Raw genomic sequence first — 20,099 nt, 5'->3', positions numbered from 1 at the left:
CTCTACATCAAACGTTTTTTTGCGCGAGACTGAACTCTCCTCCGTTCTCCAGTCTGGCTGTAAAGGCCCGCTGCTCTGCACGGGCAGCGGGCCTGAGGGTTCGCACATGCCGCAGCGCCAGCGTACCAATCGCACCTGCCTTAGTCCTCATGATTTGGCTATTTGCCAGCGCGTTTTCGATCGGATTTGCGCAGACGAAGACCTCGACCCTTTAAGCCAACAGGGCAAAATCCTGGCGGAAACGGTAGTGGCGACTTTTCGAAATGCTCACACTGATGAGCGCGAACTGCTAAAGGCAGTCAGGTCTAATCGAGGAAATTGAGCAGCAAAATTTCACCCGACCGACAAGGTCGGGCTTGACCCATTCGGCCTTGTCCCCGGAGCAGGCCCGGGAGCTAACGAGGCCCTAACTGCCAACAAAATAGGCGTCACCGATTGCGGCGTCGCTGTGTTGACGGTTCGCGCCCTCATCATTCCGCTCTTGCATAGCAGTCCCAGTCTTCAGCCGCTGTTCCCGTAGTCTGGCCGTTTTTGCCTCCCGTGCCGTACGCTCAGTGCGGTCCTTGCTTTCCTGATGAGCAGCCATGCTTCACCTACGTTTTTTGCTGGTGCCCAACCTTCGTCAAAACCCGCTGTTCCACTCCGGATCCTACCTCAGGGCTAACTACGCCTTTCATTTCTCCATCTGTCGAGCCGCGGGCTCGGAAAACATGCTCAACATCATCGAGAACCTGTGGCTGCAGATCAGTCCCTATTTCAACATGCTGCACGATTCCGGAAACTATTCGACCGCCAACCAGCACCATCAGCAGATGCTTGCAGCCCTGCGAGACCGCAACGCGAAAGCGGTCCGGGCCGCGGTTCGCGCTGACATCGACGCGGCTTTCACAGTGCTGATCAAACTGCTGAAGTAACATTCAGGTCGCCATAAGCGACATGCCGCCTCCATTGCTGATCAGACTTCCAGTTCTTTTTCCGCCCACTCCGCGAACTTTTCCAACTTGTCGAGCAAGCTCTCCGCTTCGGGTAATGATTTTGCCCTGATTCCGTATTGAGTTTCGTCCTTCTCATCGAGGATGCTCCGCAACCTGCTGGCCTGCGCTGCAGGAAGGCGATTTCCAAGCGCGTCGCGCATGGTTTTCACCACGGCCGCATGATCCGCGCGGTTGATCTTTCCTGCAAATCGGGCAGTGAGCGCATCGGCGTATGCTATTGCCGCATTCACGATCTGCGACATAGCCGGATTTCCGATGTCACCCGTTCCGGACATTGCCACCTCTAAACGGGCAGCCTTCAAATATGAGCGGGCGATGCGCAATCGCCCCTCGCCAAAGCCTGTCTCGACTGCTTTCGTCGCACCTCTTCTGGTCATGCCAACGCCTTCCGGCGAGTTTTTGTTGCGAGATCGTCCGGGCGTGAACCCAAGACGAGCAGGGCATTGGCTTCGACCCCGCCCCACCACGGGTCTCGCGTGCTCGACAGCCTTGCCACATCCTCCGGAGTGAGTCCCACGACCGAGGGATTGAAGCCAAGCTTTTGACCTTGGGTCACCAGTGCCTCACGGATTTCTTGGAGCGCGCTTTCTAGCTTTTCGGATGGCGTAACCACTGCGATGTCGAGATCGCTGTCTGGACGGTCCTCGCCCCGCGCTACGCTGCCGTAAATCCAGGCCGCGAGTACGTTCGGCCGAACTGCGGAGACCGCCTCAGTGATTACGGCGCGAATATTGGAATACCGAAGCGCCTCCTGCTCGAAGAGGGCTTCCAGTGATGTTGCCAGCGGATGGCGATCATTCAACCGGTAAAGACGAGCCCTGCCCGTTCCCTCTGAAGATACGATGCCAATCCCTTCCAAGGTTGCGAGAGCAGACCACACGCTTGCCCTTGCAAGCCCGCTACGAGTCGCAAGTAATGGAGAAGAAAGCAAGCCGCCGTGGCGCGACAATTCCCGGAGCAATCTTACGCTTGCTTCGGTGCCGAGCATAATGGTGAGTGGATAGCGCAAAGCGCTTTGAGCGGTCGAGCGTGCCATGGCGCAAGTTCCCTCTGCTGTGGACTCATAGCACATCACTCGTCGGATATCAAATCGGATGTTTTGTTTTCTAAACGAACGTCCTGTTGTCTGAATCCTGGACGGTTGCTGCGCCACGTTTGCATCTGGACCTGATGGGTTTTAGCGGCTTGTTCCAGCCGACCATGTGGCCACGTCATTGGCCCTGAAGCGGCCGACATGGTAGCAGTGGCCGCACTCGACGATGAGCAGCATGTTGGCCTTGGCGGCACGCCATACGCACTCCATCGGCCCGGCCATGGTCATTTCCGCGTGGAGTAGTCCTCCGAGAGCGGTAGGAGACCAAGGTTCGGCATGCGGTAGTTAGGCTCCTTCTCCGCGACAGTGGCCAACACCTCGTGCAATTTGTCGACCAGCCCAACCATTCGCTTTGAGGTTGAGTTGCGCCGAAAGCGCCACCTCGCGAAGGCTTAGTGCTTCCCTTATGATCCCCTCAACGTCCCGAGCAAACAGTCTGTCATACCGGCTTTTTCGTCTGCCCATGCGGCTCTCCATGGCTGTGAGCACTGCCTCACGTGCCGTCAATAAATACGAACCTATTCCTCGCTGAGTCACTTAGTCCTTGACTCTTTTGTTCCGTTTTTGTTCTCTGTGGCCAGGAACGTTTGGAGCAATCGCCATGGACCACATCGTGACACTGGACAGCCGCCAAGAAGCAGCCCTCCAGGCCGTCGCCGACAAATTCATTGCCCAGCACAAGGGCGACGCGGTGAAGGCGCTCAAGGAAATGATCGTACTCAATGGCCACCTTCACGATCGCCTTGACGAACTCTCGGCTCGGCGTCGGGCAAGATGTTAGGAGGGACCCCGATGAGCATCATGCACCTGGACGCGGCGGCTAAAGCCGAACTGCACTCGGAGGCGGAGAAGCTCATCGCCCGCTACGAGAGTCGCCTGGAGACCGTCAAGGCGCTCATGGCCTACAACTGCGAGCTTGAGACCCAAATACTTACCCTCGCTTACCGACACCCGGAGCTGGTGCAGGTCAGCTACAACGACACGCCACCTGTGTTGGGGTGATCACGGCGGAGGCCAGAGCAAACAGACCATGCAGGACCTTATCACTTTTCTAGAAGTCAACGTGGTGCTGGTGTTGGCGAACCCGGCCGCCTTTGCCACGTTTGCCGTTCTGATGGGAGGAGGCGGATTTGTCGTTGGCCGCTACTTGCTAACCGAACGTCTCGCCAATCTGGAAAGCCGCATTGTTAGACGTGACGAGGAAATCGCTGAGCTGAAAGCAAAGAAGAAAGTACAACATCGGGAGCCGCCGATGGTGCCCATAATCGGTACTGTTGCAATTGGTCCCACCAACCGAAGCGGCCCTGTAAATCTGGCTATCGGACAAGCCCGACGTAGAAGCGGCCGGGCGACCGCCAATGGAGGACAATGAGGTCGAATGATCGACGGTTGCCCTAACGCGCTGGTTGAGGCGATCATCGCGGTCACCTCTCTATCGTCGGCATGGGGGTGATCATTCTCGACAGCATCCTGCTGCGCCTCAGGGAGCGAACGCTCTGGCCGAGGCTTTGGCTGATTTTCCAAAACCCGCCGCGACCTGCCGAGTGCAACGCGCAAAGGCTCCTCAAAACGGTGCTCTTGCACGCGCACCTCCCAAGTCTCGAACGCGACTCAATCCTCGGTCATGTGATAGGTTCACGCCATGTCTGATCATATTCTGCCCGGTCCAAAGAAGCCCAAGCTAATCGTCGTCGTGGCGTTCGATCGTGGCGAGGACGGCGAACTGTTTCCCGCCTTTGGTCCCGCCGATCAGCAAAGCGAGGAACGCGCCATCCGCACCGGTCAGGCGCTCGCAGGGAAGCACGTTGGCGTAATCGCATGGAGCCGCGACGCCGACCCGGCTATTGGCGACTATGGCCCGCCGACCGTGCTATTCACCTGCGGTGACGTGCCGGATATGGAGTAAATTCAGCCCCGAGATTCCATTTCGCGGTGTTCGGAGAACTCCCCTTCACTGGGTATTTGTGGATCATTTAACGCCGCTATTGGCGATGCGCTCTTCGAAGTCGGGGCCAAGCCCGACGGCTGAAGCACTGGCCAGCGTCGCGGCGGCGGCTTCTGGGCCAAGCGGATGCCTTCAGTTACTTGCGGGCGTTTGATGTGGCGCAAAGGATCCGCAGAAGCTAACATAACTTGTTCTTGGAGGCTGTCGTGCGTACGAGACGTTTCAGAAAGCCCGTCGTCGTTCAACCCGGCCGGATCGATCGCGACAGAGTTGTTGCGTCGGTATCCGACGCGGCCGAAGTTCTGCTGAGGGATTGGCCGAGGCCGGAAGGCAAGTCGCGGCTCGCGGCAATCGAAGCATGCCTTGCCGTAATCCGTGGAGAAAAACCACCAAGGATAGCGCGCCAGGCGTTCATCGCTGCTGCCAAGGAGGCCAGGATATTGCTCGCGGAAGAAATTTAGGCTTACCCAGCACCCGTATGTGCATGCCCTTGAAGCACGGAGCGCTGCTGGATTCAGCGGCTTTGTTGCTTTGTGGCATCGAGCAGAGCGTGACGTATCGATGTAGTGCGATTTTATCGATATTATTTGATTGTCTGTCGAGGGCGACGATGTATCGGCTCGACTTGTCGATCGCACGTTGATCGACCTCTCCTGCCCCATCAGGATACGAGGACGTGAAGACGCAAGCCGTGCTGAAGCTTGTGTTGTGGCGTGAGCGGCGCTTACTGAACCGCGAAGCCAGGCAGCTCATTCCCAGCCAGGCCACCTAGACCATCTAGACCTGACGGCATGGCCCGAACGTCGTGCACTGTCAGGCTTTGGCCTTGCGCTTTGCTGGTGCTTTCCTTGGCGGCGTCTTGGCAACCGGCTTGCGGCCGAGACCGGCAGCTTTGGCAAGCGCAGACCGCTGAGCCGCATAGCTGGGCGCTACCATAGGATAGTCCCACGCCAAACCCCACTTGGCTCTGTACTCATCAGGGGTCATGCCAAGCAAGCCCAGGTGGCGCTTCATCGACTTGAACTTGCGCCCGTTCTCAAGGCTTATGATGTATTCGGGAAAGATCGACTTCTTAGGATTTACCGCGGGCGTAAGTATTGGCGATGGTGCAGCGACCGACTCAGCCAGGCCAGACAACGCAGAATTAACACTGGCGATCAAATTCGGCAGATCCGCCACGGGCGTTGCGTTGCTCTGGACATAGGCTGCGACGATATCTGCTGTCATCCCTAGCAGATCAGCCCTTCGCTGCCCAATTGCTTCATCCATCAAAATCGTTCCGTGTTGATCTCCGGCGTTCCTATTTGGAAAATTCGGCCTGCGCAATTGCAAACAATGATTATTTGACGCTAGATTACTCCAAGGTCGACTGTGCTGGTCATCTCCTGCGCCATGCGTGTGTGTGGCCGATTTCCCTTCAGGTGTAGCACCCTCATTCACCCGAATGCGATCAGCAGATCGTTGGCATTGTCTGGTCGCCGGCCTTGATCTGCACTTCGGCGATGGTGCTGTCGCGCTCGGCATGCAGCGCCGTTCCATCTCATCGCTTCGATCGAAAGAAGCAGATTGCCGGCCTTCATCGCCTGGAGGCCAGCGACCGAGAGCGCCGAGACGACGCCAGGCCTCGGCGCGCCGACACGCGAACACAGCCCAGGATGGCAACGTGCATTCGGGAGATGTCAGGCGTTCAAGCTTTTCGCTTCCTTGGCGGCGCTGAGAAATGCCACGCGGGCAATCTCCGGGGCCCTATCGCCGCCGAGCATGCAGGCCATGGGTGCCTGGATGCGGCGCCCAGTTTCTCCAACGGGCCCATCATAGCTCATTAGGTCAGGCCGGCGTTTACGCGTTCGACTCTACCTTCACCGCGAAAAAGTACCTGTCGATACATGCGATCCAGCCGTCGCCTTGCGGTCATGGAGCAAAATTCAAAATGCACTGTTAGGGTACGCCTCGGGCGAAGGCCGCCTTGCGAGAGGATGGCACGGTAGCGAGGCTGCGCTCTTAAAGTCGTCCTTACGAGCGGAGTTAGCAGCACAGCATGAGCCATGTGACGTTATTGACCGGGCCGGAGCGGCGTCGGCGTTGGAGTGAAGCGGATCAGTGCCGGATATTGGCCGCGGCATTCGCGCCCGGGGCCACAGTGGCGGCGGTGGCGCGTCAGTACGATGTCGCGACCAGCCTGATCTATAAGTGGCGCCGCACGGTGAGAGCCCGCGAGACGGGCTTTGCCGAAGTTGTCGTGGCTCCCGATGAGCCTGTCGCCGTTTCGCGGCCGGCGGCGCCACCAGCGGTGATCGAGCTGGAGGTCGCCGGCAAGGTGCGGCTGCGGATTCCGCTGACCACGCCGCCGACACTGGCGGCGGCGATGGTGAAGGCGCTGGGCGTTTCGCATTCACCATGAATGACGCCTGCATTGCGGCGAGAAGCTCGCCGCGGCGCTTTCTATTGGCGACCGAAATGGTTGCCGAAGGAACCCCAGCAAGATTGGCATCAAGGACAAGGTCGGAATTCCTGTCGAATTCCATCAGCACAGTGCTGGAAAAGAGGTCGTCGAAACGCCAGGAATGCCGAAGCGACTTGACCGCCCTGTCTGGACCGGCGGTCAGGTCCAGCTTCGCTTCGGCAAACACATGCGGATGGGCGTTCGCCGCCGCGGCGGAAGCGAGCACGCCGCGCCTGATACCATGCCTGTCAGTCGCATTTTTCGCTCACATTTCGATCGTCGATTCCGGATCAGGCAGGACACCTGCCATTGCAAGCAGGCCGAAATGGGACATACCAGAACAGGTCGTCATGCAACTAGCGTCTGAGCATGATCACGACGCCTGGCCTGGCTGGTCCTTGTTCATCGTTGCGCGAATATAGTTCAGGTTCTTGGTTCCGACGGCGCCGATATCGCTGACCTGGAATCCGCTCTCGGTCAACAGCGAGGCGACCGAATGCATATCGACATGACCATGCTTGTGAAGCCTGGGCAATCTGGATTTGCGCATGGGCCTGCCGAAATCGATGAGCAACAGCCGGCCTGCGGGCTTCAAGACGCGTGCTGCCTCGCGGATGAAGGCCGATCGAACGGGCTTCGGCAGGTGATGCAGCATCAGCGTGCCGACGACGATGTCGAATTGCGCGTCCTGGAAGGGAAGCTGCTGCGCCGTCCCGTTGACGAAAGTCAGATCGAGACCGGACTGCTCGGCCTTGGCGCGCGCCCTCTCAACCATTTCGACCGACGCATCGACGCCGGTGACGCTTCCGTCCGAACCGACCAGCCGCTTCGCGGCAATGGCAAGGGTTCCCGTTCCACAGGCCACATCGAGCATCGCTTCGCCGGGCTGGAGCTTTGCCGGGCGAAGCATCAGCTCGCGAAAGCGGCCCTCGCGCCCGAAGGTCAGAACGCGCGCAAACAAGTCATAGGCCGCCGCCCGGTGCAAGACGATGCCGATGCCCCTATCGCTCGCGCCGTGCGCACCGTTGCCGACGAGCCCCCTGTGACGCAGGCTGCCCCACAGCGCCAATCCCGCGATCACCGCAAGGACGAGGCCGTGGAATGCCGCCGTCCAGGCGCCGGCCTGAATATGGCCCATGCCCAATTCGGCGAGGACGAGGAAGCCGGCGACCAGCGACAGCTTGGCAAGCAGGGCCAACGCTATCACCCTCTTGCGCGAATGCGGTCCGTTACCGGCGTGATGATCAGATGAGTGCATGTCTGGCGACCTTCTGGCATTGCGGCGTGCCCAAACCCGATTTGAGCTCCTGGACTTGGCGTATCATAATGGACACAATGTCTGGAAATGCTGTTGTCGGACACCGGACCGCCGAATGTCCGAAACCGGGCACTGCAGGGGGCCATGGCCATGAAAATCGAACGAGCGGGCGAGCGGAACACGATCGATCGACGCGTCGCGCGGACGCGCGGCCTGCTGCAGGACGCGCTCATCGCCCTGATCCCGGAGCAGGGATATGCTGCCATCACCGTCGACGACATTTGCCAGCGGGCCAATGTCGGCAGGTCGACCTTCTATACCCACTATGCCGACAAGGATGCTCTGCGCAGCGCGACCATCGAGGCGCATCTGCGGTCGATAGGCCGCAGGCGCGAGGCGGCAAGTCAAGAAACAGGTAGCCGCCTGTTCGAGTTCAGCCTACCCATGTTCGAGCACGCCCATGCATTCCGACCGCTTCACCACGTATTGCTTGCAAGCAGCGGCGATACGATCCACGACGAATTGCGCGAGCGTATCCGGCGAGCCGTCCGGGAAGAACTCGTCGAGAAACGGATCGGCGATCGCGGCCTGCCCGCTGAATTCACCATTCAGTTCATCGCCGGGGCATTTCTTGCGGTCCTCGCCTGGTGGGTCGCCACCGACATGAACCTTTCACCGGCACAAGCAGACGACCTGTTCCAGAGGATGGCCGGAAAAGGCATTGGCGCCTGACTAGTCGTCGGCTATCGAGCTTGCAATGATCGAATCCGATCGCCCCATGTCGACCGGCGATGTCAAATGGACAAGCTGTTTTCGGTTGCCTGCAATCAATACATAAAGTTTGGAGACCTGATCTCCATTCCGGTCCTCGCTGATCTTTTCGGCGTCCGTCCGGGCGAAGAAACGCTGTTCGAATGTCGCGCGGTCGACGTCGAACAGCCTGATGGAGCAGGTCTGCACGGCCTTGCCGCTTAAGGTGGCTTTAGTCACCGCGATCATGGTTCCGGCAGGTAGATCATTGCCAGTCACCGTCCATCCCTGAAAGGCATCCACGTCATCGACTGGAGTAAGCGCTGCGTCACCGGATAGCGGTGTCCATCCACGCGTCTTGGCCACTGCGGCGGTTCGCTCGAAGTCTGGACCATGGGCAAGACAGGTTTCGTGAAAAGCTTCTAGCGCCAGATCGACATTGTCGGCATGCGCCGGCATCAGGCAGACGCCTGCGAGCGCAAAAGCCAAGAGGGCTTTCCACATATCAGTTCCACCTCGCGCTGAAGAGCGAGTACCGGTACGATTAAGATGGACCCATTGGTACCCTGGTCAAGCGGTGGCCAAGGCCTCGACCTGCAGAATGACGTGGGGCGCGCGCCGCTCATGTTGGCTCGGGCATGTCGGGAGCTGCTACAAACCTTCCCACCGTTCCTCCGGCGGGCGAACCTTGCGGAACATCGCAAGCAGAAGCATGTCGTAGACAATCTTCAAGGCGCCGGCGATCAGCAGCGGCCAACCGAAACCGGACATTGCGAGCAGCGAGCCGGCAAGCATCGGGCTGGCGGCTGCCGCGAGGCTGCGCGGGACAGCGGTGACACTCGCAGCTGCGGCCCGCTCACCAGGCGATACCACGGCCATGACGTAGGAGGTGCGGGTCGGCACATCCATCTGCGACAACGCGCTCCTGATCAGCAGAAGTACGATAACGGGACCGAGGCTCGGCATGAAGGGAATGAGCAAAAGGCAAAGACTGGATGGCAGATGTGTGAACACCATCGTGTTCACCAGCCCGATCCGTTTAGAGATTTGGACGGCCACCAGATAAGACCCAGCCGAAAGGATACCCGTCAAGAAGAAGATTGCGCCCGTCGCGGCGAGCGATAGGCCGAACCGTTGGAAAAGCCAAAGAGCCAACAATGACTGAACCACGAAACCGCCCGCAAAAGCGTCAAGGCTGAAAAGCGCAGCGAGCGTGAGGACGATGGTTCGAGAGTTGCGTAGTGGTTCCGCCGGTACCGCACTCTCATCGATCGGCTCGTCCGGCAGCTTCCGATAAAGGAGCAGCGCTCCTAGTCCCAGAAAGGCATAAAGCAGGAAGGCGATCTGGAGAGCTTGCTTGATATCCAGGCCGACAACCCGTCGGAGAATGTCAGGGGCTCCGGCCGCCAGAGCACCGACCGCCCCTACAAGTGAGCCGACAAGGCTGTAGCGTGCAAAGAGCGCGGTGCGGTCGCGGTCAGTGACACTATGGGCGAGTTGCGCATGCTCCAGCGGCAAAAACACACTGACGTCGCCAGAGGATGGGTTCAGCGTTCCGACGAATGCGACAAGGAGCAGCGGCCAGAAATCCTGAACCAACGCGAAGGCGATCCCGGTGACGACCATCAGGAGGGCAGCTGCGATCAGCAGGGAGCGGCGAGAGAAATGGTGTGCGACAAACCCGACGGTCAAGGTGAGCGCCGCCGAACCCGCGAGCGTCGCTGTCGTGAGAATCCCGATCTTGAAAGCGTTGAAACCAAGTGTGGCCAAATAGGCGGGAAGCAGAAGACTGACGAGTCCGTCGCCGAATGCCCTCAATCCCCTGGAAATCAACAGAAGGGCAGCTGCCGGCCTGGCACCGGCAGGCAGCAGCGAAAACCGCTGTTTGACCGCTGGTTCGCGCGAAGCATTCGTCGGCGTCTGGGCTGTCAGGGATGCCTCCTGCCGCAGAGGGGTTTGCGCCCGCGGCACAGCTTAGATCGATCCCGTTGCAACACCATAGAGCACGCCGAGGATCGAGCATGTCGCGAGCACAGGGATCATGCCGATCTTGAAACGGAATACCGCGAGCAGCGCCCCGAGCGTCAGCACCAGAGACGGCAGGTTGATGGAGTTGAACACGGGAACGTCCAGCGTCATGCCAAGCCAGCTGACCTCACGCAGCTCGCTGAACAGGACGTGAAGCGCGAACCACACCGCCAAGTTCAGGACAACACCGACCACTGCTGCCGTGATGGTCGCCAGGGCAGCCGAGAGGGCCTTGTTGCCGCGGAGCGCCTCGATGAAGGGTGCGCCGAGAAAGATCCAGAGGAAGCAAGGCGTAAAGGTAACCCAGGTCGTCAGGAGACCGCCAAGCGTGCCTGCGAGCAGTGGATTGAGGCCAGCCGGCGCACGAAATGCGCCCATGAATCCGACGAACTGGGTGACCATGATCAGCGGGCCGGGTGTCGTCTCGGCCATCCCAAGCCCGTCCAACATCTCACCGGGCTTGAGCCAACCGTAAGTATCGACGGCCTGCTGCGCGACATAAGCGAGGACCGCATAGGCCCCGCCGAACGTTACGACCGCCATCTTGGAAAAGAACAAGGCGATGTCGCTAAACACGTTGCCGGGGCCAACAAACACCAGCAAGCTGACAACGGGTATGAGCCACAGCAGCAGAAACACCGAGGCGATCTTCAGCGCCCAGCCAACGGACGGTCGGGCGTGTGCAGGCACGTCTTCGCCGAGCGCGGTATCGGCATCAGCCACCTGTTTGCCTGTGATCTTGCCGTGTCCATTGCCGGTTAGGAACGGAGCCAGTCTCGCGCGGCCGCCGACAAAGCCGATGACTGCGGCGGCGAGGATGATCAGCGGAAAGGGCACGTGGAAGAAGAAGATGGCCACGAAAGCCGCCGCCGCGAGCCCGATCATAACGTTGTTCTTCAGCGCACGCTTGCCGACGCGGACGACAGCCTCGAGCACGATCGCAAGCACAGCGGCCTTCAGCCCGAAGAACAACGCCTGGATTGCGCCGACATGGCCGAAAAGCGCGTAGATCCAGCTCAGCGCCATGATGGTGATAACACCTGGAAGCACGAAGAGGATGCCCGCCACCAGCCCACCTCTGGTCTTGTGCAGGAGCCAGCCAATATAGATAGCGAGTTGCTGGGCTTCCGGGCCCGGCAGCAGCATGCAGTAGTTCAACGCATGCAGGAACCGCGTCTCACCGATCCACCGCTTTTCCTCGACCAAGATCCGGTGCATGACGGCAATCTGACCAGCCGGGCCGCCGAAGCTCAACGCGGCGACACGCGCCCAAACCCGAGTAGCTTCTCCGAACGAAATGCCGTGGGCGGGTATGCCCGCATGCGGAGCTGTTGCCGAGTCGATACTCTTCACCCTCATCGGCTCGTTCATTTTCTTCACCCTCGTTTCGAGCGGAAATATCGATAGAGGTTGTCGAACACCGAAGCGCCCTCGGCGATCCGTTGCTCGTCTCCCGCATTGGCCATGGCGATCCCGGCGATCAGGCTGGCGATGCCGGTGGTTTCCTCGCGACTGAACTTGGCGTCCTTGAGGTCGATGTCGTGGACAATCTCGGCGATGGCCTGCAGCGCCGGGTCGACTATGCCACTACGATTGAGCAGCACCTCGAAGCTGCAGCGGTCTCCCTCATGGGTGATTTCGCCTTCGAACATGTCGAAGCGCAATTCTCCCTCCTTCGGCGCGTATCCCTTGCCCGCCACGAAGCGGATCGTTGCATCGGCATCGATGAAGCGATGGATGAGCCAGCTGCAGGCGATGCGGTCGACATGCACGTCCCGGCGCGTGACCCAGGTCCGGCCCTTGAGCTCACCCGGCTCGGCCGCCTTCTTCGGTTCGTTGGTCATGGCCTTGTCCTCTATAAGCTGAGCCTCGAGCTCGGCGATCAGTCCCTCGGCGGCGAGCCGCCCGCTGGCGCCGAAGAAGTCGATCGCCACGACTTCGGCGAGCCGCTTGCGCAAGCGGCCGAGTTGCGGACGCGCCTCCGCATGTTTTTCCGATGTCGCGTCGGTCTTGATCGCTGCGGCCAGATCGCGCGCTTCCTCGACGATCTCCGCAAAGTCGGCGTCACGGGCGGCGTCGAACAGCGCGCGGACCTGCACGTCGGACAAACCATCGACGAGGCGCGCCTCGCACATCATCGCCTCGCCGCCGCCAGCGACGATCTCCTTGAGAAGCCATTCGAAATCCTCCTGCATCTCGGCATTGGCCGGCAGGGCGTAAACGGTGCTTTTGACTGCGACCGCGCCGATACCTTGCAAACGTCGCCAGATCTTCACCCGGAAGTAGGCGGGCTTGCTTGGCAGCTGATGGATCAGGAGCAGCCAGCGCTGCTCCTGTGATTGCCCCTCACTCATAAGTGAACCGTATCACGAACAAAGCCAAATGCAACACTTGTATCATATTCGATTCAGGCATAGCGTTCGCCTCCTCACGGATGGGCCGTGCCGCAGAGCGGGGGGGAAACCGATGCCACACCAGATCATGCCGCTGCCGTTCAAGCCGCCTCGGCTCGTCGGCCTCTCCGAGCGGCTGTTGGCAAGCCACTACGAAAACAACTACGGGGGTGCCGTTCGTCGCCTCAACGCCATCGAACAGCGGCTCGACGGGCTCGACTGGGGCGCGGCGCCAGTCTTCGACATCAACGGTCTGAAGCGCGAGGAACTGGTCGCCGCCAATTCAGCGATCCTGCACGAGATCTATTTCGATGGGCTCGGTGGCTCCGGCGATGCCGGAGGCGATCTCGCCACAGCGCTGGAGCGCGACTTCGGCAGCGTGGCCGCCTGGCGCGCCAAGTTCATGGCCTGTGCCAAGGCGCAGGCCGGAGGCTCGGGGTGGACCCTGCTGGTGTGGTCGGAGCGCCGCGATCGGCTGACGATCCAATGGGCGGCGGATCACACCAACTGTCTCGCCGGCGGCATGCCGATCCTTGCGCTCGACATGTACGAGCACGCCTACCACATGGATTTCGGCACCAAGGCCGGCGCCTATGTCGATGCCTTCATGAAGAACATCCATTGGGAACGAGTGGCTGCCCGCCACCGCCGAACCGTCGCGCAGCGTGATCCTTCAACAGGATCGGCATCGGACGACACGGTTCCAGTAATCGCGCCGGAGGAACTGCGGGCGCGCCTCGATCGAGGAGAAGATCTCGTAGTGCTCGACGTCTGCCTCGCCGAGGATCTGGCAAAGCGCAGCGATATGCTGCCAGGGGCCAAGCTGCGAGCACCCGAGAAGATCGCCGATTGGGCGGGTGAACTGCCGAAGGGCAGACCGGTCATCGTCTATTGCGTCTATGGCTTCCAGGTCAGCGGTGATGCCGTTGCCGAACTGCGCCGCCGCGGCGTCGATGCAAGCGCGCTTTCAGGCGGCATTGCCGCCTGGCATGCGATCGGCGCGCCAACTGTCCCTCTGGTGATGAGCGAAGAAAGGATTGCGTCATGAAGTGGGTTACCCGAGAACGTCCGGTCATCGACCGCATCGCCTGCCCCTGGCTGATTGCGCGCTTTATCGACAAGGAACCTGAGTTCCTCTTCGTGCCGCCAGATCAAGTGGTCGGTGTCGCCCAGGAAACGGGCGCGACGCCGTACGACGTGCCTGGCGTCGAATTCACCCATGTCGGCGACGGCTGCAGTTTCGATACCTTCGTTTCGAAATACGGCCTCGAGCGCGACCCGGCGATCGTGACCATTGCCGCGATAGTGCGCGGTGCCGACACGGACCGGCACGATCTCACGCCACAGTCGGCGGGGCTGCTGGCGATCTCCATGGGTTTGCGGGACCTGACGCCTGACGACCACGAGGTGCTGAAGCACGGCTTCGTCATCTATGACGCGCTCTACGCGTGGGCTTCGGGCCGCAAGGCGGAAACGCATAGCTGGCCACCCGCCATCAAGCCGGCGGCCGCATGACGAAATGGGCAATGGGGGCAGATCACAAGGAGAAACCCCATGCATGCAAAACTCGTGACCGGAGCAATGCTGATTGCGATGTCGGCGCTGCTCCAACCGGCATCGGCGGCACCCGATTGGCAAACAATCGCACAGGCGCTCGGCAAATCCGGCACCGAGACGCCTGATGGCGTCTATAGGGTCGGGCTGCCGCGAACGGACCTGAAGGTTTCGCTCGACGGCGTGGCGCTGAAACCCGGATTTGCGCTTGGAGGCTGGATCGCTTTCGAACCAATGGGGAACCAGGCAATGGTCATGGGCGACATCGTTCTGACGCAGGACGAGGTGAACCCGGTATGAAGAAGCTTGAAGAAAGCGGGATCGAGATCACTGCGGTACACAACCACTTGCTGCGCGCGGAGCCGATGACACTCTACATGCACGTCTTCGGCCAGGGCGACCCGGTTACGCTCGCCACAGCGCTTCATGCCGGATTGGCGCTGAGCAAAACACCGATGGGAGGCGGCGCCCAGCCGCAAGCCGCACCACAGATCGAGTTCGACACGGCCGGTGTCGACCAAACCATCGGTTATAAGGGTAAGGCCAATGGCGCGGTCTACCAGTTCACGATCTCGCGCGCTGAGCCGGTCGAGGAAAATGGAATGGAAGTGCCGGCGGCCATGGGCTCGGCAATAGCGATTAACTTCCAATCGACAGGTGGCGGCAAGGCGGCGATCACGGGTGATTTTGTGCTGACAGCAAAGGAGGTCAATCAGGTTATCAAAGCCATGCAGGACAACGGCATCGAGATCACCGCGTTGCATAGCCACATGCTCGATGAGCAACCGCGGCTCTTCTTCATGCATTTCTGGGCGTACGACGATGCGCAGAAGCTGGCGAAAGGACTGCGCGCAGCCCTCGACAAGGTCGCCGTCAAAAAGAGCTAGATTGGGCGTCCGCGCGCGCGTCCAACGGCGGAGTTCGGCCGGCTCGGAGGGATCGTCGGCCTTCTTCCCGCCGCCTCGGGAATGGTTCGCTGGCACGGCGTCTTTCTGCCACCAGCATTGCGCCAGAGACCACCTTTCCATCGCACACGAGACTCAAGGGGCGGCCCGGGCTTTTGCGAACCGACGCGTTCGGAACGATCAAAGGCCCGCTTCGTTCTGATCGGATGGACTGGATTAGACTAGGCCTCCTGGCGTTGGCGGGGTTCCTCACCTGGACACTGAACACCCTCTCGGCCGGAGGCGGAGGTCTATTGCTGATCCCCGCCGTGACTTTCATCACAGGGGCCGCGGCGGTTGCGCCGGTCATCACCTTGACCGAGCTCATCGGCAATCCCATCCGCGCCCTGGCCTTCCGGCGCGACATCGATTGGAGCCTGGTCCGTTGGTACCTGCCCGGCGCCATCGCCGGTGCCGCGGCGGGCTCCTGGCTCTTCGCCAACAGTCGGGCGGAATGGCTCCAGATACTCATAGGGATCTATCTGATCAGTGCAGTCTGGGAATTTCGCGGCGGCGCGCGCGAGCGGAGCTACCGAGCCCGCCGCTAGTGGTTCCTGCCGGCCGGCCTGATCGTCGCGCTGTTGTCGGCGCTGATGGGCACGGTGGGACCCGTCTTGAATTCGCTCTATCTGAACTTCGGTTCGGAGAAGGAGACGTTGGTCGCCACGAAATCCGTGAACTCGTTTGTGACCGATGTCGTCAAGGTCGCGGTATTCACCGGACTCGGCGCGCTCGGTGGTCAGGCGGCCATGTACGGCGCAGCCGCGGGTTTGGGCGCTGCGCTTGCCAATCTGCTGGCCAAGCCCTGGCTCGAACGCCTGAGTGGACGACAATTCCGCGGCCTTGTGGTCGCGCTCATGGCTGTGAGTGGAGCGCTGATGATCTGGAACCAGCACAGCTTCGTTATGCAGGCCTGGCGCGCGGCCACGGGAATGTCTTAACAATGTCGCTGTTGGCTGGAGCGCTGCGCCGTAGCTTGGTTGGCCGGTCGCGCGATGCGCAGAAGCTGGCGAAAGGCCTGCGCGCAGCCCTCGACAAGGTCGCCGTCAAAAAGAGCTAGGCTTCCCGTCCGCGTGCATCAGACGGGCTCTTGGGCTGGTTCCTTCGAACCAGCCGACCTAACCAGCTCAGCTTCGAGAAGGTTCGCGACGTCAGATCACGCTCAGCGTCACGGCGGCAAGAACAAGATAACGGCCGACCTTGGCGGCAGTGACCAGCAAAAGGAAAACCCGAAAAGGCTCGCACAGGACGCCCGCGACGACAGTCAGGGCATCACCGACAACCGGCAGCCAACTCAGCAGGAGCGACCATTTTCCATAGCGCCGATACCACATTTGCGCGCGTTCGAGTTGCGCGTGGTTCATCGGAAACCACCGTTGGCCCCGAAAGCGCTCGATGCCTCGCCCGAGCCGCCAGTTGATCACCGATCCAAGCACGTTGCCGACGCTCGCGACTCCAATGAGCAGCGAGGGCGAGTAATCCGCAAGCAGCAGCCCGACCAGCACTGCTTCCGATTGCATCGGCAGGATCGTAGCGGCGAGCAAGGCCGCCAGGAACAGACCAGCATAGGCCGCGAGATCGGTCATTGAACCGCATATCCGCCAGTCGACCTAATGATGGTGACCTTCGGGTTCGACCATCTTGAACGGCAGCACCTGTTCGCGATCTTTCGCGGTCAGCACCAGACTTGCCTGGAACTCATGCGGTTCGGCAGGGGCGACGGTGCTCTCAAGGCGGTGATGGTTGTCGCCGACAGGTTCGAGGCGAAGCGTCTCCGGCCCGCCGGGCCGGTCGATGATCACCGTCGCTGCCAGATCGTCGGCGTGGCGATCGATGGTCAGCCGTATCCGCTCGCCGGCCGGTGTGTCGACGATTTCCAACGTCCCCGCAGCCAGACCGCAGGCGACCTTAAAGGGCTCCGGCGCATGATGGTGAGCATGAGAGGTTTCCGCGCCAGTGACGGCCGGCGCGGCCGGGCTCAACAGGCGGACATTGGCTTCCACCAACGCCGGCAAATGGGCGAACAACTCCTGCTTGAGGGCATCGGTTACGCCCAGCACGTCCTTGGCCGTCGCCATCTCCGGAACACTGATGGCGACGTCGGCATGCAGGCGATGTCCGATCCAGCGTGCCTGCACGCTTTCAACGCGCCCGATGCCCGACACATGCTCGGCGGCATGATGGATTTCGTCGATGATGGCGGGCTCGACACCATCGAGCATGCGCGTCAACACGGCTTTCGACGACTGCCAGACGATGGCGAAGATCGCCACGGTGATCAGCAGTCCTATGATCGGATCGGCAAGCGGAAAGCCCAGCCATACGCCAATAGCGCCCAGCACGACCGCCAAGCTGGTAAAGCCGTCGGTGCGAGCATGGTAGCCGTCCGCGATCAGCGCAGCGCTGTTGATCTCTCGCCCGACGCGGATACGAAATACGGCGACCGCTTCATTGCCGATGAAGCCTATGAGGCCGGCGATGGCGACCCAGCCAAGAAATGCGATAGGACGCGGATTGATCAGCCTGTCGATCGCCTCATAGCCAGCGACGATGGCACTGAAGAGGATGATGAGAACGATGACGATCCCGGCCAGATCCTCGACCCGGCCCAGGCCATAGGTGAACGTCTTGCTCGGTTTGCGGCGGGCCAGCACGAACGCGATCCACAGCGGAATAGCAGTAACCGCGTCGCCGACATTGTGGATCGTGTCGGCCAGCAGCGCCACGCTGCCGGAGAGGAACACTACCACGAGCTGAAGCCCTGCCGTAATGGCCAGAACGACGAATGACCATTTGATCGCCCAGATGCCGCGCGTTGTCGTGGCGATCGTCGGATCGATGACGCCGTGTGTGTGGCCATGGCCGCCATCACCGTGATCATGTCCGTGGCCGCCCATGCCATGCGTCATCGGGCCAAACCCGAACCAATCGCGAACTTTGTCCATCTGGCGCTTCTCACAGGTACTTGGTGATGTCCTTGAACTCGTCGATCGAGCGGCGCTGCTCGCGCGCCAGCGGCCCGACGACGTCTTCAAGGCAATGGTTGAGATGATCCTGGATCAGGGTCTTCTTGGCTTGCGAAATGGCCTTCTCGACAGCATGAAGCTGCTGGGCAAGGTCGAGGCAGGGCCGACCCGCTTCGATCATTTCGATGACGCCCTTGAGATGTCCGTCGGCCCGTTTCAGGCGCTTGACGATATCGGGGTGGGTTTCGTGGACGTGAGATTGCTGGCTCATATCTTGATACTATCCTCCTGGAGGGGATATGACAAGCCTCAGAGCGGCCTCGATTCTGGTTTAAGCAACAACCATTCGTTAGGATTTGGAGAATAGTCGCCGCTCATGCCGAATCGGATCAGCGGCGCAGCTCTTTGTCTCGTCAAAATCCCTTACGGCAAAGGTTTTCAATATCCGCTTTTGCCAGTCCTTCGATGCCGAGTGCTGGAAGGATATTGTTGTCTCTCTTGAGATCGCGACCATAGGCTGCCGAGAATATGTTGATTCCAGACTCATGGAGGATCGCTGGATTTCCACTGATCTTCCCCAAAAGTACCGTCGGTAGCAGCCCGAAAGGAACGTCCTCGAGAACATAGCGGCTTTCGATAGTTGACGGGCCGAAGCCGCCGCGGCCTTGGCGATCCATCTCCTGGTTCATTTCCGAAACGGTGCCAATGGGGACGTGAAACGACAATGAAAAATGCTCTTCAACTGTGCGCACGGCAATTCCAAAATGGGCGGCGATCGCCAATCGTTCGGCGTCCAGAGCCTCGACAAAGCGTCCGACGGCCGGCGTGACGTTTCCACCCTGGCTCCACTGCTCGGCCTTCTCCATGCGTGTGAGATTGAGAAGGGCAATCCCCAGATGGTTCTGCGGATTGAGGTTGCTGAGCGCGATCGCAAGCAGGCCGTCGCGCTTGACGAAACGATCGCCGAACAGGGCCGTACAAAGCTCGAATCCTTGGTCCAGCGCATCGAAAGGCAGCGTCGCAACATCAAGCTTCTGGCGAACGGTGACAACATCGATTTCAGTCGGTCCGAGCTGGCGGCCGGTCACGAGCGTTGTGCCCCAGACGACGATCGGCAGGCTGACCTTGCGCTTTGCCAGTTGCTTGGAGAGATACAGCGCCCCGAAAGAACTATGCGAGCTGATGATGACCGGTACACCCTCGCTCAGATAAGGAGTGGCAGCATCCATCACCATCTTGTGGCCGTAAGCCGGCAGCGCGATCATCACCACGTCCGCATTGTCAATGGCATCTTTACAATCCTTGGCGATACGCACCGACACCGTTGCCTCGATAGCGCCCGTAGCCGTTAGCGATTCGCCGGTGGCCAGTGCCTTGGTGCGCTCTCCCGACGGCGACCAAAGCATTGGATCGTGCCCCGCCTCCGCCAAGTAGGCAGCAAGGCCGTAAGCAATTGCGCCGGCCCCCAGAATACTCACCCTCATAGGATTTCTCCTGTTCCAGTCTTTATGTATCGCAGCGCGGCGATCGCCATTGCATGCATGCCCAGCAGGCAGGCACAACTCGATCGAAACCTATCGCTTCCTTGAGCCTGGCTACCCATGAAATCGTCATCCATGGGGTTCAGCTGGAACGCGTTCGAGCCACACGGCCGAGACGGCCGGCGACGCTCTGTGGGCTTGCGAATCATTCCGTACGGCGAATCACCGAGGCGTCTCCGGCCATATTAT

The 20,099-nt window shown here is 60.4% G+C and carries 23 protein-coding genes and 4 pseudogenes; 12 read left to right on the top strand and 15 right to left on the bottom strand.

From position 1 onward, the window contains the following. Positions 1-584: 584 nt before the first annotated feature. On the top strand, positions 585-914 hold the full coding sequence (locus NKI18_RS16945; RefSeq protein ID WP_352621750.1) for an FCD domain-containing protein: 330 nt from the start codon (positions 585-587) through the stop codon (positions 912-914). 41 nt (positions 915-955) lie between these two features. Here the strand turns inward: NKI18_RS16945 and NKI18_RS16940 are convergent, their stop codons facing one another. The 3 genes from NKI18_RS16940 to NKI18_RS16930 form a co-directional block, all read right to left on the bottom strand. Next, positions 956-1,372, bottom strand: a complete 417-nt coding sequence (locus tag NKI18_RS16940) for a hypothetical protein (RefSeq protein WP_023722279.1) — start codon at positions 1,370-1,372, stop codon at positions 956-958. After that, positions 1,369-2,031: a nucleotidyltransferase domain-containing protein gene (locus NKI18_RS16935; RefSeq protein WP_352621748.1), complete on the bottom strand. Its 663-nt coding sequence runs from the start codon at positions 2,029-2,031 to the stop codon at positions 1,369-1,371. Before NKI18_RS16935 ends, NKI18_RS16940 begins: the two co-directional genes overlap by 4 nt. Positions 2,032-2,172: 141 nt before the next feature. Beyond that, positions 2,173-2,310: a hypothetical protein gene (locus NKI18_RS16930; protein WP_352621746.1), complete on the bottom strand. Its 138-nt coding sequence runs from the start codon at positions 2,308-2,310 to the stop codon at positions 2,173-2,175. A gap of 379 nt (positions 2,311-2,689) precedes the next feature. Here NKI18_RS16930 and NKI18_RS16925 point away from each other — a divergent pair, with 379 nt between their 5' ends. The 5 genes from NKI18_RS16925 (at position 2,690) to NKI18_RS16905 (ending at position 4,494) form a co-directional block, all read left to right on the top strand. Continuing rightward, a complete protein-coding gene (locus NKI18_RS16925) occupies positions 2,690-2,869 on the top strand; it encodes a hypothetical protein (protein ID WP_352621744.1) in 180 nt (59 codons plus the stop codon). Positions 2,870-2,880: 11 nt separating this feature from the next. Next, positions 2,881-3,090: a hypothetical protein gene (locus NKI18_RS16920; protein WP_352621742.1), complete on the top strand. Its 210-nt coding sequence runs from the start codon at positions 2,881-2,883 to the stop codon at positions 3,088-3,090. Positions 3,091-3,118: 28 nt separating this feature from the next. Then, positions 3,119-3,460, top strand: a complete 342-nt coding sequence (locus NKI18_RS16915) for a hypothetical protein (protein WP_352621740.1) — start codon at positions 3,119-3,121, stop codon at positions 3,458-3,460. 270 nt (positions 3,461-3,730) lie between these two features. After that, entirely contained in the window at positions 3,731-3,994 is a 264-nt protein-coding gene (locus tag NKI18_RS16910; RefSeq protein ID WP_352621738.1) for a hypothetical protein, read from the top strand. Positions 3,995-4,239: 245 nt separating this feature from the next. Next, positions 4,240-4,494 (top strand): DUF982 domain-containing protein, encoded by a 255-nt coding sequence (locus NKI18_RS16905; protein ID WP_352621737.1) that lies wholly within the window; start codon positions 4,240-4,242, stop codon positions 4,492-4,494. Between the two features lie 352 nt (positions 4,495-4,846). Here the strand turns inward: NKI18_RS16905 and NKI18_RS16900 are convergent, their stop codons facing one another. Further along, positions 4,847-5,302 (bottom strand): Ros/MucR family transcriptional regulator, encoded by a 456-nt coding sequence (locus NKI18_RS16900; protein ID WP_352621735.1) that lies wholly within the window; start codon positions 5,300-5,302, stop codon positions 4,847-4,849. A 167-nt stretch (positions 5,303-5,469) separates the two neighbouring features. Then, positions 5,470-5,679, bottom strand: a pseudogene (locus tag NKI18_RS16895) (biotin/lipoyl-containing protein); the annotation flags it as partial. Between the two features lie 392 nt (positions 5,680-6,071). On the opposite strand from NKI18_RS16895, the gene tnpA reads away from it, so the two are divergent. Then, entirely contained in the window at positions 6,072-6,434 is a 363-nt protein-coding gene (gene tnpA, locus NKI18_RS16890) for an IS66-like element accessory protein TnpA (RefSeq protein ID WP_352621733.1), read from the top strand. Positions 6,435-6,522: 88 nt separating this feature from the next. Here the strand turns inward: tnpA and NKI18_RS16885 are convergent. Then, positions 6,523-6,714, bottom strand: a pseudogene (locus NKI18_RS16885) (DUF1007 family protein); the annotation flags it as partial. A gap of 135 nt (positions 6,715-6,849) precedes the next feature. Continuing rightward, positions 6,850-7,734, bottom strand: a complete 885-nt coding sequence (locus NKI18_RS16880; protein ID WP_353020070.1) for a class I SAM-dependent methyltransferase — start codon at positions 7,732-7,734, stop codon at positions 6,850-6,852. A 150-nt stretch (positions 7,735-7,884) separates the two neighbouring features. On the opposite strand from NKI18_RS16880, the gene NKI18_RS16875 reads away from it, so the two are divergent. Then, on the top strand, positions 7,885-8,466 hold the full coding sequence (locus tag NKI18_RS16875) for a TetR/AcrR family transcriptional regulator (protein WP_353020069.1): 582 nt from the start codon (positions 7,885-7,887) through the stop codon (positions 8,464-8,466). On the opposite strand, the gene NKI18_RS16870 is transcribed toward NKI18_RS16875, so the two are convergent. From NKI18_RS16870 to NKI18_RS16855, 4 genes are all read right to left on the bottom strand, one after another. Next, a complete protein-coding gene (locus NKI18_RS16870) occupies positions 8,467-8,988 on the bottom strand; it encodes a hypothetical protein (RefSeq protein ID WP_353020067.1) in 522 nt (173 codons plus the stop codon). A gap of 147 nt (positions 8,989-9,135) precedes the next feature. Further along, on the bottom strand, positions 9,136-10,455 hold the full coding sequence (locus tag NKI18_RS16865; protein ID WP_353020065.1) for an MFS transporter: 1,320 nt from the start codon (positions 10,453-10,455) through the stop codon (positions 9,136-9,138). Positions 10,456-10,458: 3 nt separating this feature from the next. Further along, the gene (gene chrA, locus NKI18_RS16860) at positions 10,459-11,871 is read right to left on the bottom strand and encodes a chromate efflux transporter (RefSeq protein ID WP_352622637.1); all 1,413 of its coding nucleotides are present in this window, start codon (positions 11,869-11,871) and stop codon (positions 10,459-10,461) included. 17 nt (positions 11,872-11,888) lie between these two features. Next, positions 11,889-12,866 carry a chromate resistance protein ChrB domain-containing protein gene (locus tag NKI18_RS16855; RefSeq protein ID WP_352622632.1) on the bottom strand — a complete coding sequence of 326 codons (978 nt, stop codon included), beginning with the start codon at positions 12,864-12,866 and terminating at the stop codon, positions 11,889-11,891. Between the two features lie 112 nt (positions 12,867-12,978). Here NKI18_RS16855 and NKI18_RS16850 point away from each other — a divergent pair, with 112 nt between their 5' ends. The 4 genes and pseudogenes from NKI18_RS16850 to NKI18_RS16835 all read left to right on the top strand — a co-directional run bounded on the left by NKI18_RS16850 (position 12,979) and on the right by NKI18_RS16835 (position 16,344). Beyond that, positions 12,979-13,953 (top strand): Fe-Mn family superoxide dismutase, encoded by a 975-nt coding sequence (locus tag NKI18_RS16850; RefSeq protein ID WP_352622633.1) that lies wholly within the window; start codon positions 12,979-12,981, stop codon positions 13,951-13,953. After that, positions 13,950-14,420 (top strand): chromate resistance protein ChrB domain-containing protein, encoded by a 471-nt coding sequence (locus NKI18_RS16845; RefSeq protein ID WP_352622635.1) that lies wholly within the window; start codon positions 13,950-13,952, stop codon positions 14,418-14,420. Before NKI18_RS16850 ends, NKI18_RS16845 begins: the two co-directional genes overlap by 4 nt. Before the next feature lie 66 nt (positions 14,421-14,486). After that, a pseudogene (locus tag NKI18_RS16840) lies at positions 14,487-15,346 on the top strand (DUF1259 domain-containing protein). A 224-nt stretch (positions 15,347-15,570) separates the two neighbouring features. After that, a pseudogene (locus tag NKI18_RS16835) lies at positions 15,571-16,344 on the top strand (TSUP family transporter). Positions 16,345-16,554: 210 nt separating this feature from the next. On the opposite strand, the gene NKI18_RS16830 reads toward NKI18_RS16835, so the two are convergent. From NKI18_RS16830 to NKI18_RS16815, 4 genes are all read right to left on the bottom strand, one after another. Next, positions 16,555-16,989 (bottom strand): YqaA family protein, encoded by a 435-nt coding sequence (locus NKI18_RS16830; protein WP_352622686.1) that lies wholly within the window; start codon positions 16,987-16,989, stop codon positions 16,555-16,557. Between the two features lie 24 nt (positions 16,990-17,013). Further along, on the bottom strand, positions 17,014-18,348 hold the full coding sequence (locus tag NKI18_RS16825) for a cation diffusion facilitator family transporter (RefSeq protein WP_352622687.1): 1,335 nt from the start codon (positions 18,346-18,348) through the stop codon (positions 17,014-17,016). 10 nt (positions 18,349-18,358) lie between these two features. Then, entirely contained in the window at positions 18,359-18,640 is a 282-nt protein-coding gene (locus NKI18_RS16820) for a metal-sensing transcriptional repressor (protein ID WP_352622689.1), read from the bottom strand. Positions 18,641-18,782: 142 nt separating this feature from the next. Then, complete coding sequence (locus NKI18_RS16815; RefSeq protein WP_352622691.1) at positions 18,783-19,853, bottom strand: NAD/NADP octopine/nopaline dehydrogenase family protein; 1,071 nt, start codon at positions 19,851-19,853, stop codon at positions 18,783-18,785. Positions 19,854-20,099 lie beyond the last annotated feature (246 nt).

This window comes from Mesorhizobium sp. M0800 (assembly GCF_040320095.1).
Taxonomy (GTDB): Bacteria; Pseudomonadota; Alphaproteobacteria; order Rhizobiales; family Rhizobiaceae; genus Mesorhizobium.
Note: the sequence above shows the minus strand (reverse complement) of the source record. Positions and strands in the feature narration are given on the sequence as shown.

Excerpts from the sequence above, each read along its gene's own strand:
- NKI18_RS16945 (WP_352621750.1), top strand. The coding sequence starts at position 585 with ATGCTTCACCTACGTTTTTTGCTGGTGCCCAACCTTCGTCAAAACCCG.
- NKI18_RS16940 (WP_023722279.1), bottom strand. The coding sequence starts at position 1,372 with ATGACCAGAAGAGGTGCGACGAAAGCAGTCGAGACAGGCTTTGGCGAG.
- NKI18_RS16935 (WP_352621748.1), bottom strand. The coding sequence starts at position 2,031 with ATGGCACGCTCGACCGCTCAAAGCGCTTTGCGCTATCCACTCACCATT.
- NKI18_RS16930 (WP_352621746.1), bottom strand. The coding sequence starts at position 2,310 with ATGGCCGGGCCGATGGAGTGCGTATGGCGTGCCGCCAAGGCCAACATG.
- NKI18_RS16925 (WP_352621744.1), top strand. The coding sequence starts at position 2,690 with ATGGACCACATCGTGACACTGGACAGCCGCCAAGAAGCAGCCCTCCAG.
- NKI18_RS16920 (WP_352621742.1), top strand. The coding sequence starts at position 2,881 with ATGAGCATCATGCACCTGGACGCGGCGGCTAAAGCCGAACTGCACTCG.
- NKI18_RS16915 (WP_352621740.1), top strand. The coding sequence starts at position 3,119 with ATGCAGGACCTTATCACTTTTCTAGAAGTCAACGTGGTGCTGGTGTTG.
- NKI18_RS16910 (WP_352621738.1), top strand. The coding sequence starts at position 3,731 with ATGTCTGATCATATTCTGCCCGGTCCAAAGAAGCCCAAGCTAATCGTC.
- NKI18_RS16900 (WP_352621735.1), bottom strand. The coding sequence starts at position 5,302 with ATGGATGAAGCAATTGGGCAGCGAAGGGCTGATCTGCTAGGGATGACA.
- tnpA (WP_352621733.1), top strand. The coding sequence starts at position 6,072 with ATGAGCCATGTGACGTTATTGACCGGGCCGGAGCGGCGTCGGCGTTGG.
- NKI18_RS16880 (WP_353020070.1), bottom strand. The coding sequence starts at position 7,734 with ATGCACTCATCTGATCATCACGCCGGTAACGGACCGCATTCGCGCAAG.
- NKI18_RS16875 (WP_353020069.1), top strand. The coding sequence starts at position 7,885 with ATGAAAATCGAACGAGCGGGCGAGCGGAACACGATCGATCGACGCGTC.
- NKI18_RS16870 (WP_353020067.1), bottom strand. The coding sequence starts at position 8,988 with ATGTGGAAAGCCCTCTTGGCTTTTGCGCTCGCAGGCGTCTGCCTGATG.
- chrA (WP_352622637.1), bottom strand. The coding sequence starts at position 11,871 with ATGAGGGTGAAGAGTATCGACTCGGCAACAGCTCCGCATGCGGGCATA.
- NKI18_RS16855 (WP_352622632.1), bottom strand. The coding sequence starts at position 12,866 with ATGAGTGAGGGGCAATCACAGGAGCAGCGCTGGCTGCTCCTGATCCAT.
- NKI18_RS16850 (WP_352622633.1), top strand. The coding sequence starts at position 12,979 with ATGCCACACCAGATCATGCCGCTGCCGTTCAAGCCGCCTCGGCTCGTC.
- NKI18_RS16845 (WP_352622635.1), top strand. The coding sequence starts at position 13,950 with ATGAAGTGGGTTACCCGAGAACGTCCGGTCATCGACCGCATCGCCTGC.
- NKI18_RS16830 (WP_352622686.1), bottom strand. The coding sequence starts at position 16,989 with ATGACCGATCTCGCGGCCTATGCTGGTCTGTTCCTGGCGGCCTTGCTC.
- NKI18_RS16825 (WP_352622687.1), bottom strand. The coding sequence starts at position 18,348 with ATGGACAAAGTTCGCGATTGGTTCGGGTTTGGCCCGATGACGCATGGC.
- NKI18_RS16820 (WP_352622689.1), bottom strand. The coding sequence starts at position 18,640 with ATGAGCCAGCAATCTCACGTCCACGAAACCCACCCCGATATCGTCAAG.
- NKI18_RS16815 (WP_352622691.1), bottom strand. The coding sequence starts at position 19,853 with ATGAGGGTGAGTATTCTGGGGGCCGGCGCAATTGCTTACGGCCTTGCT.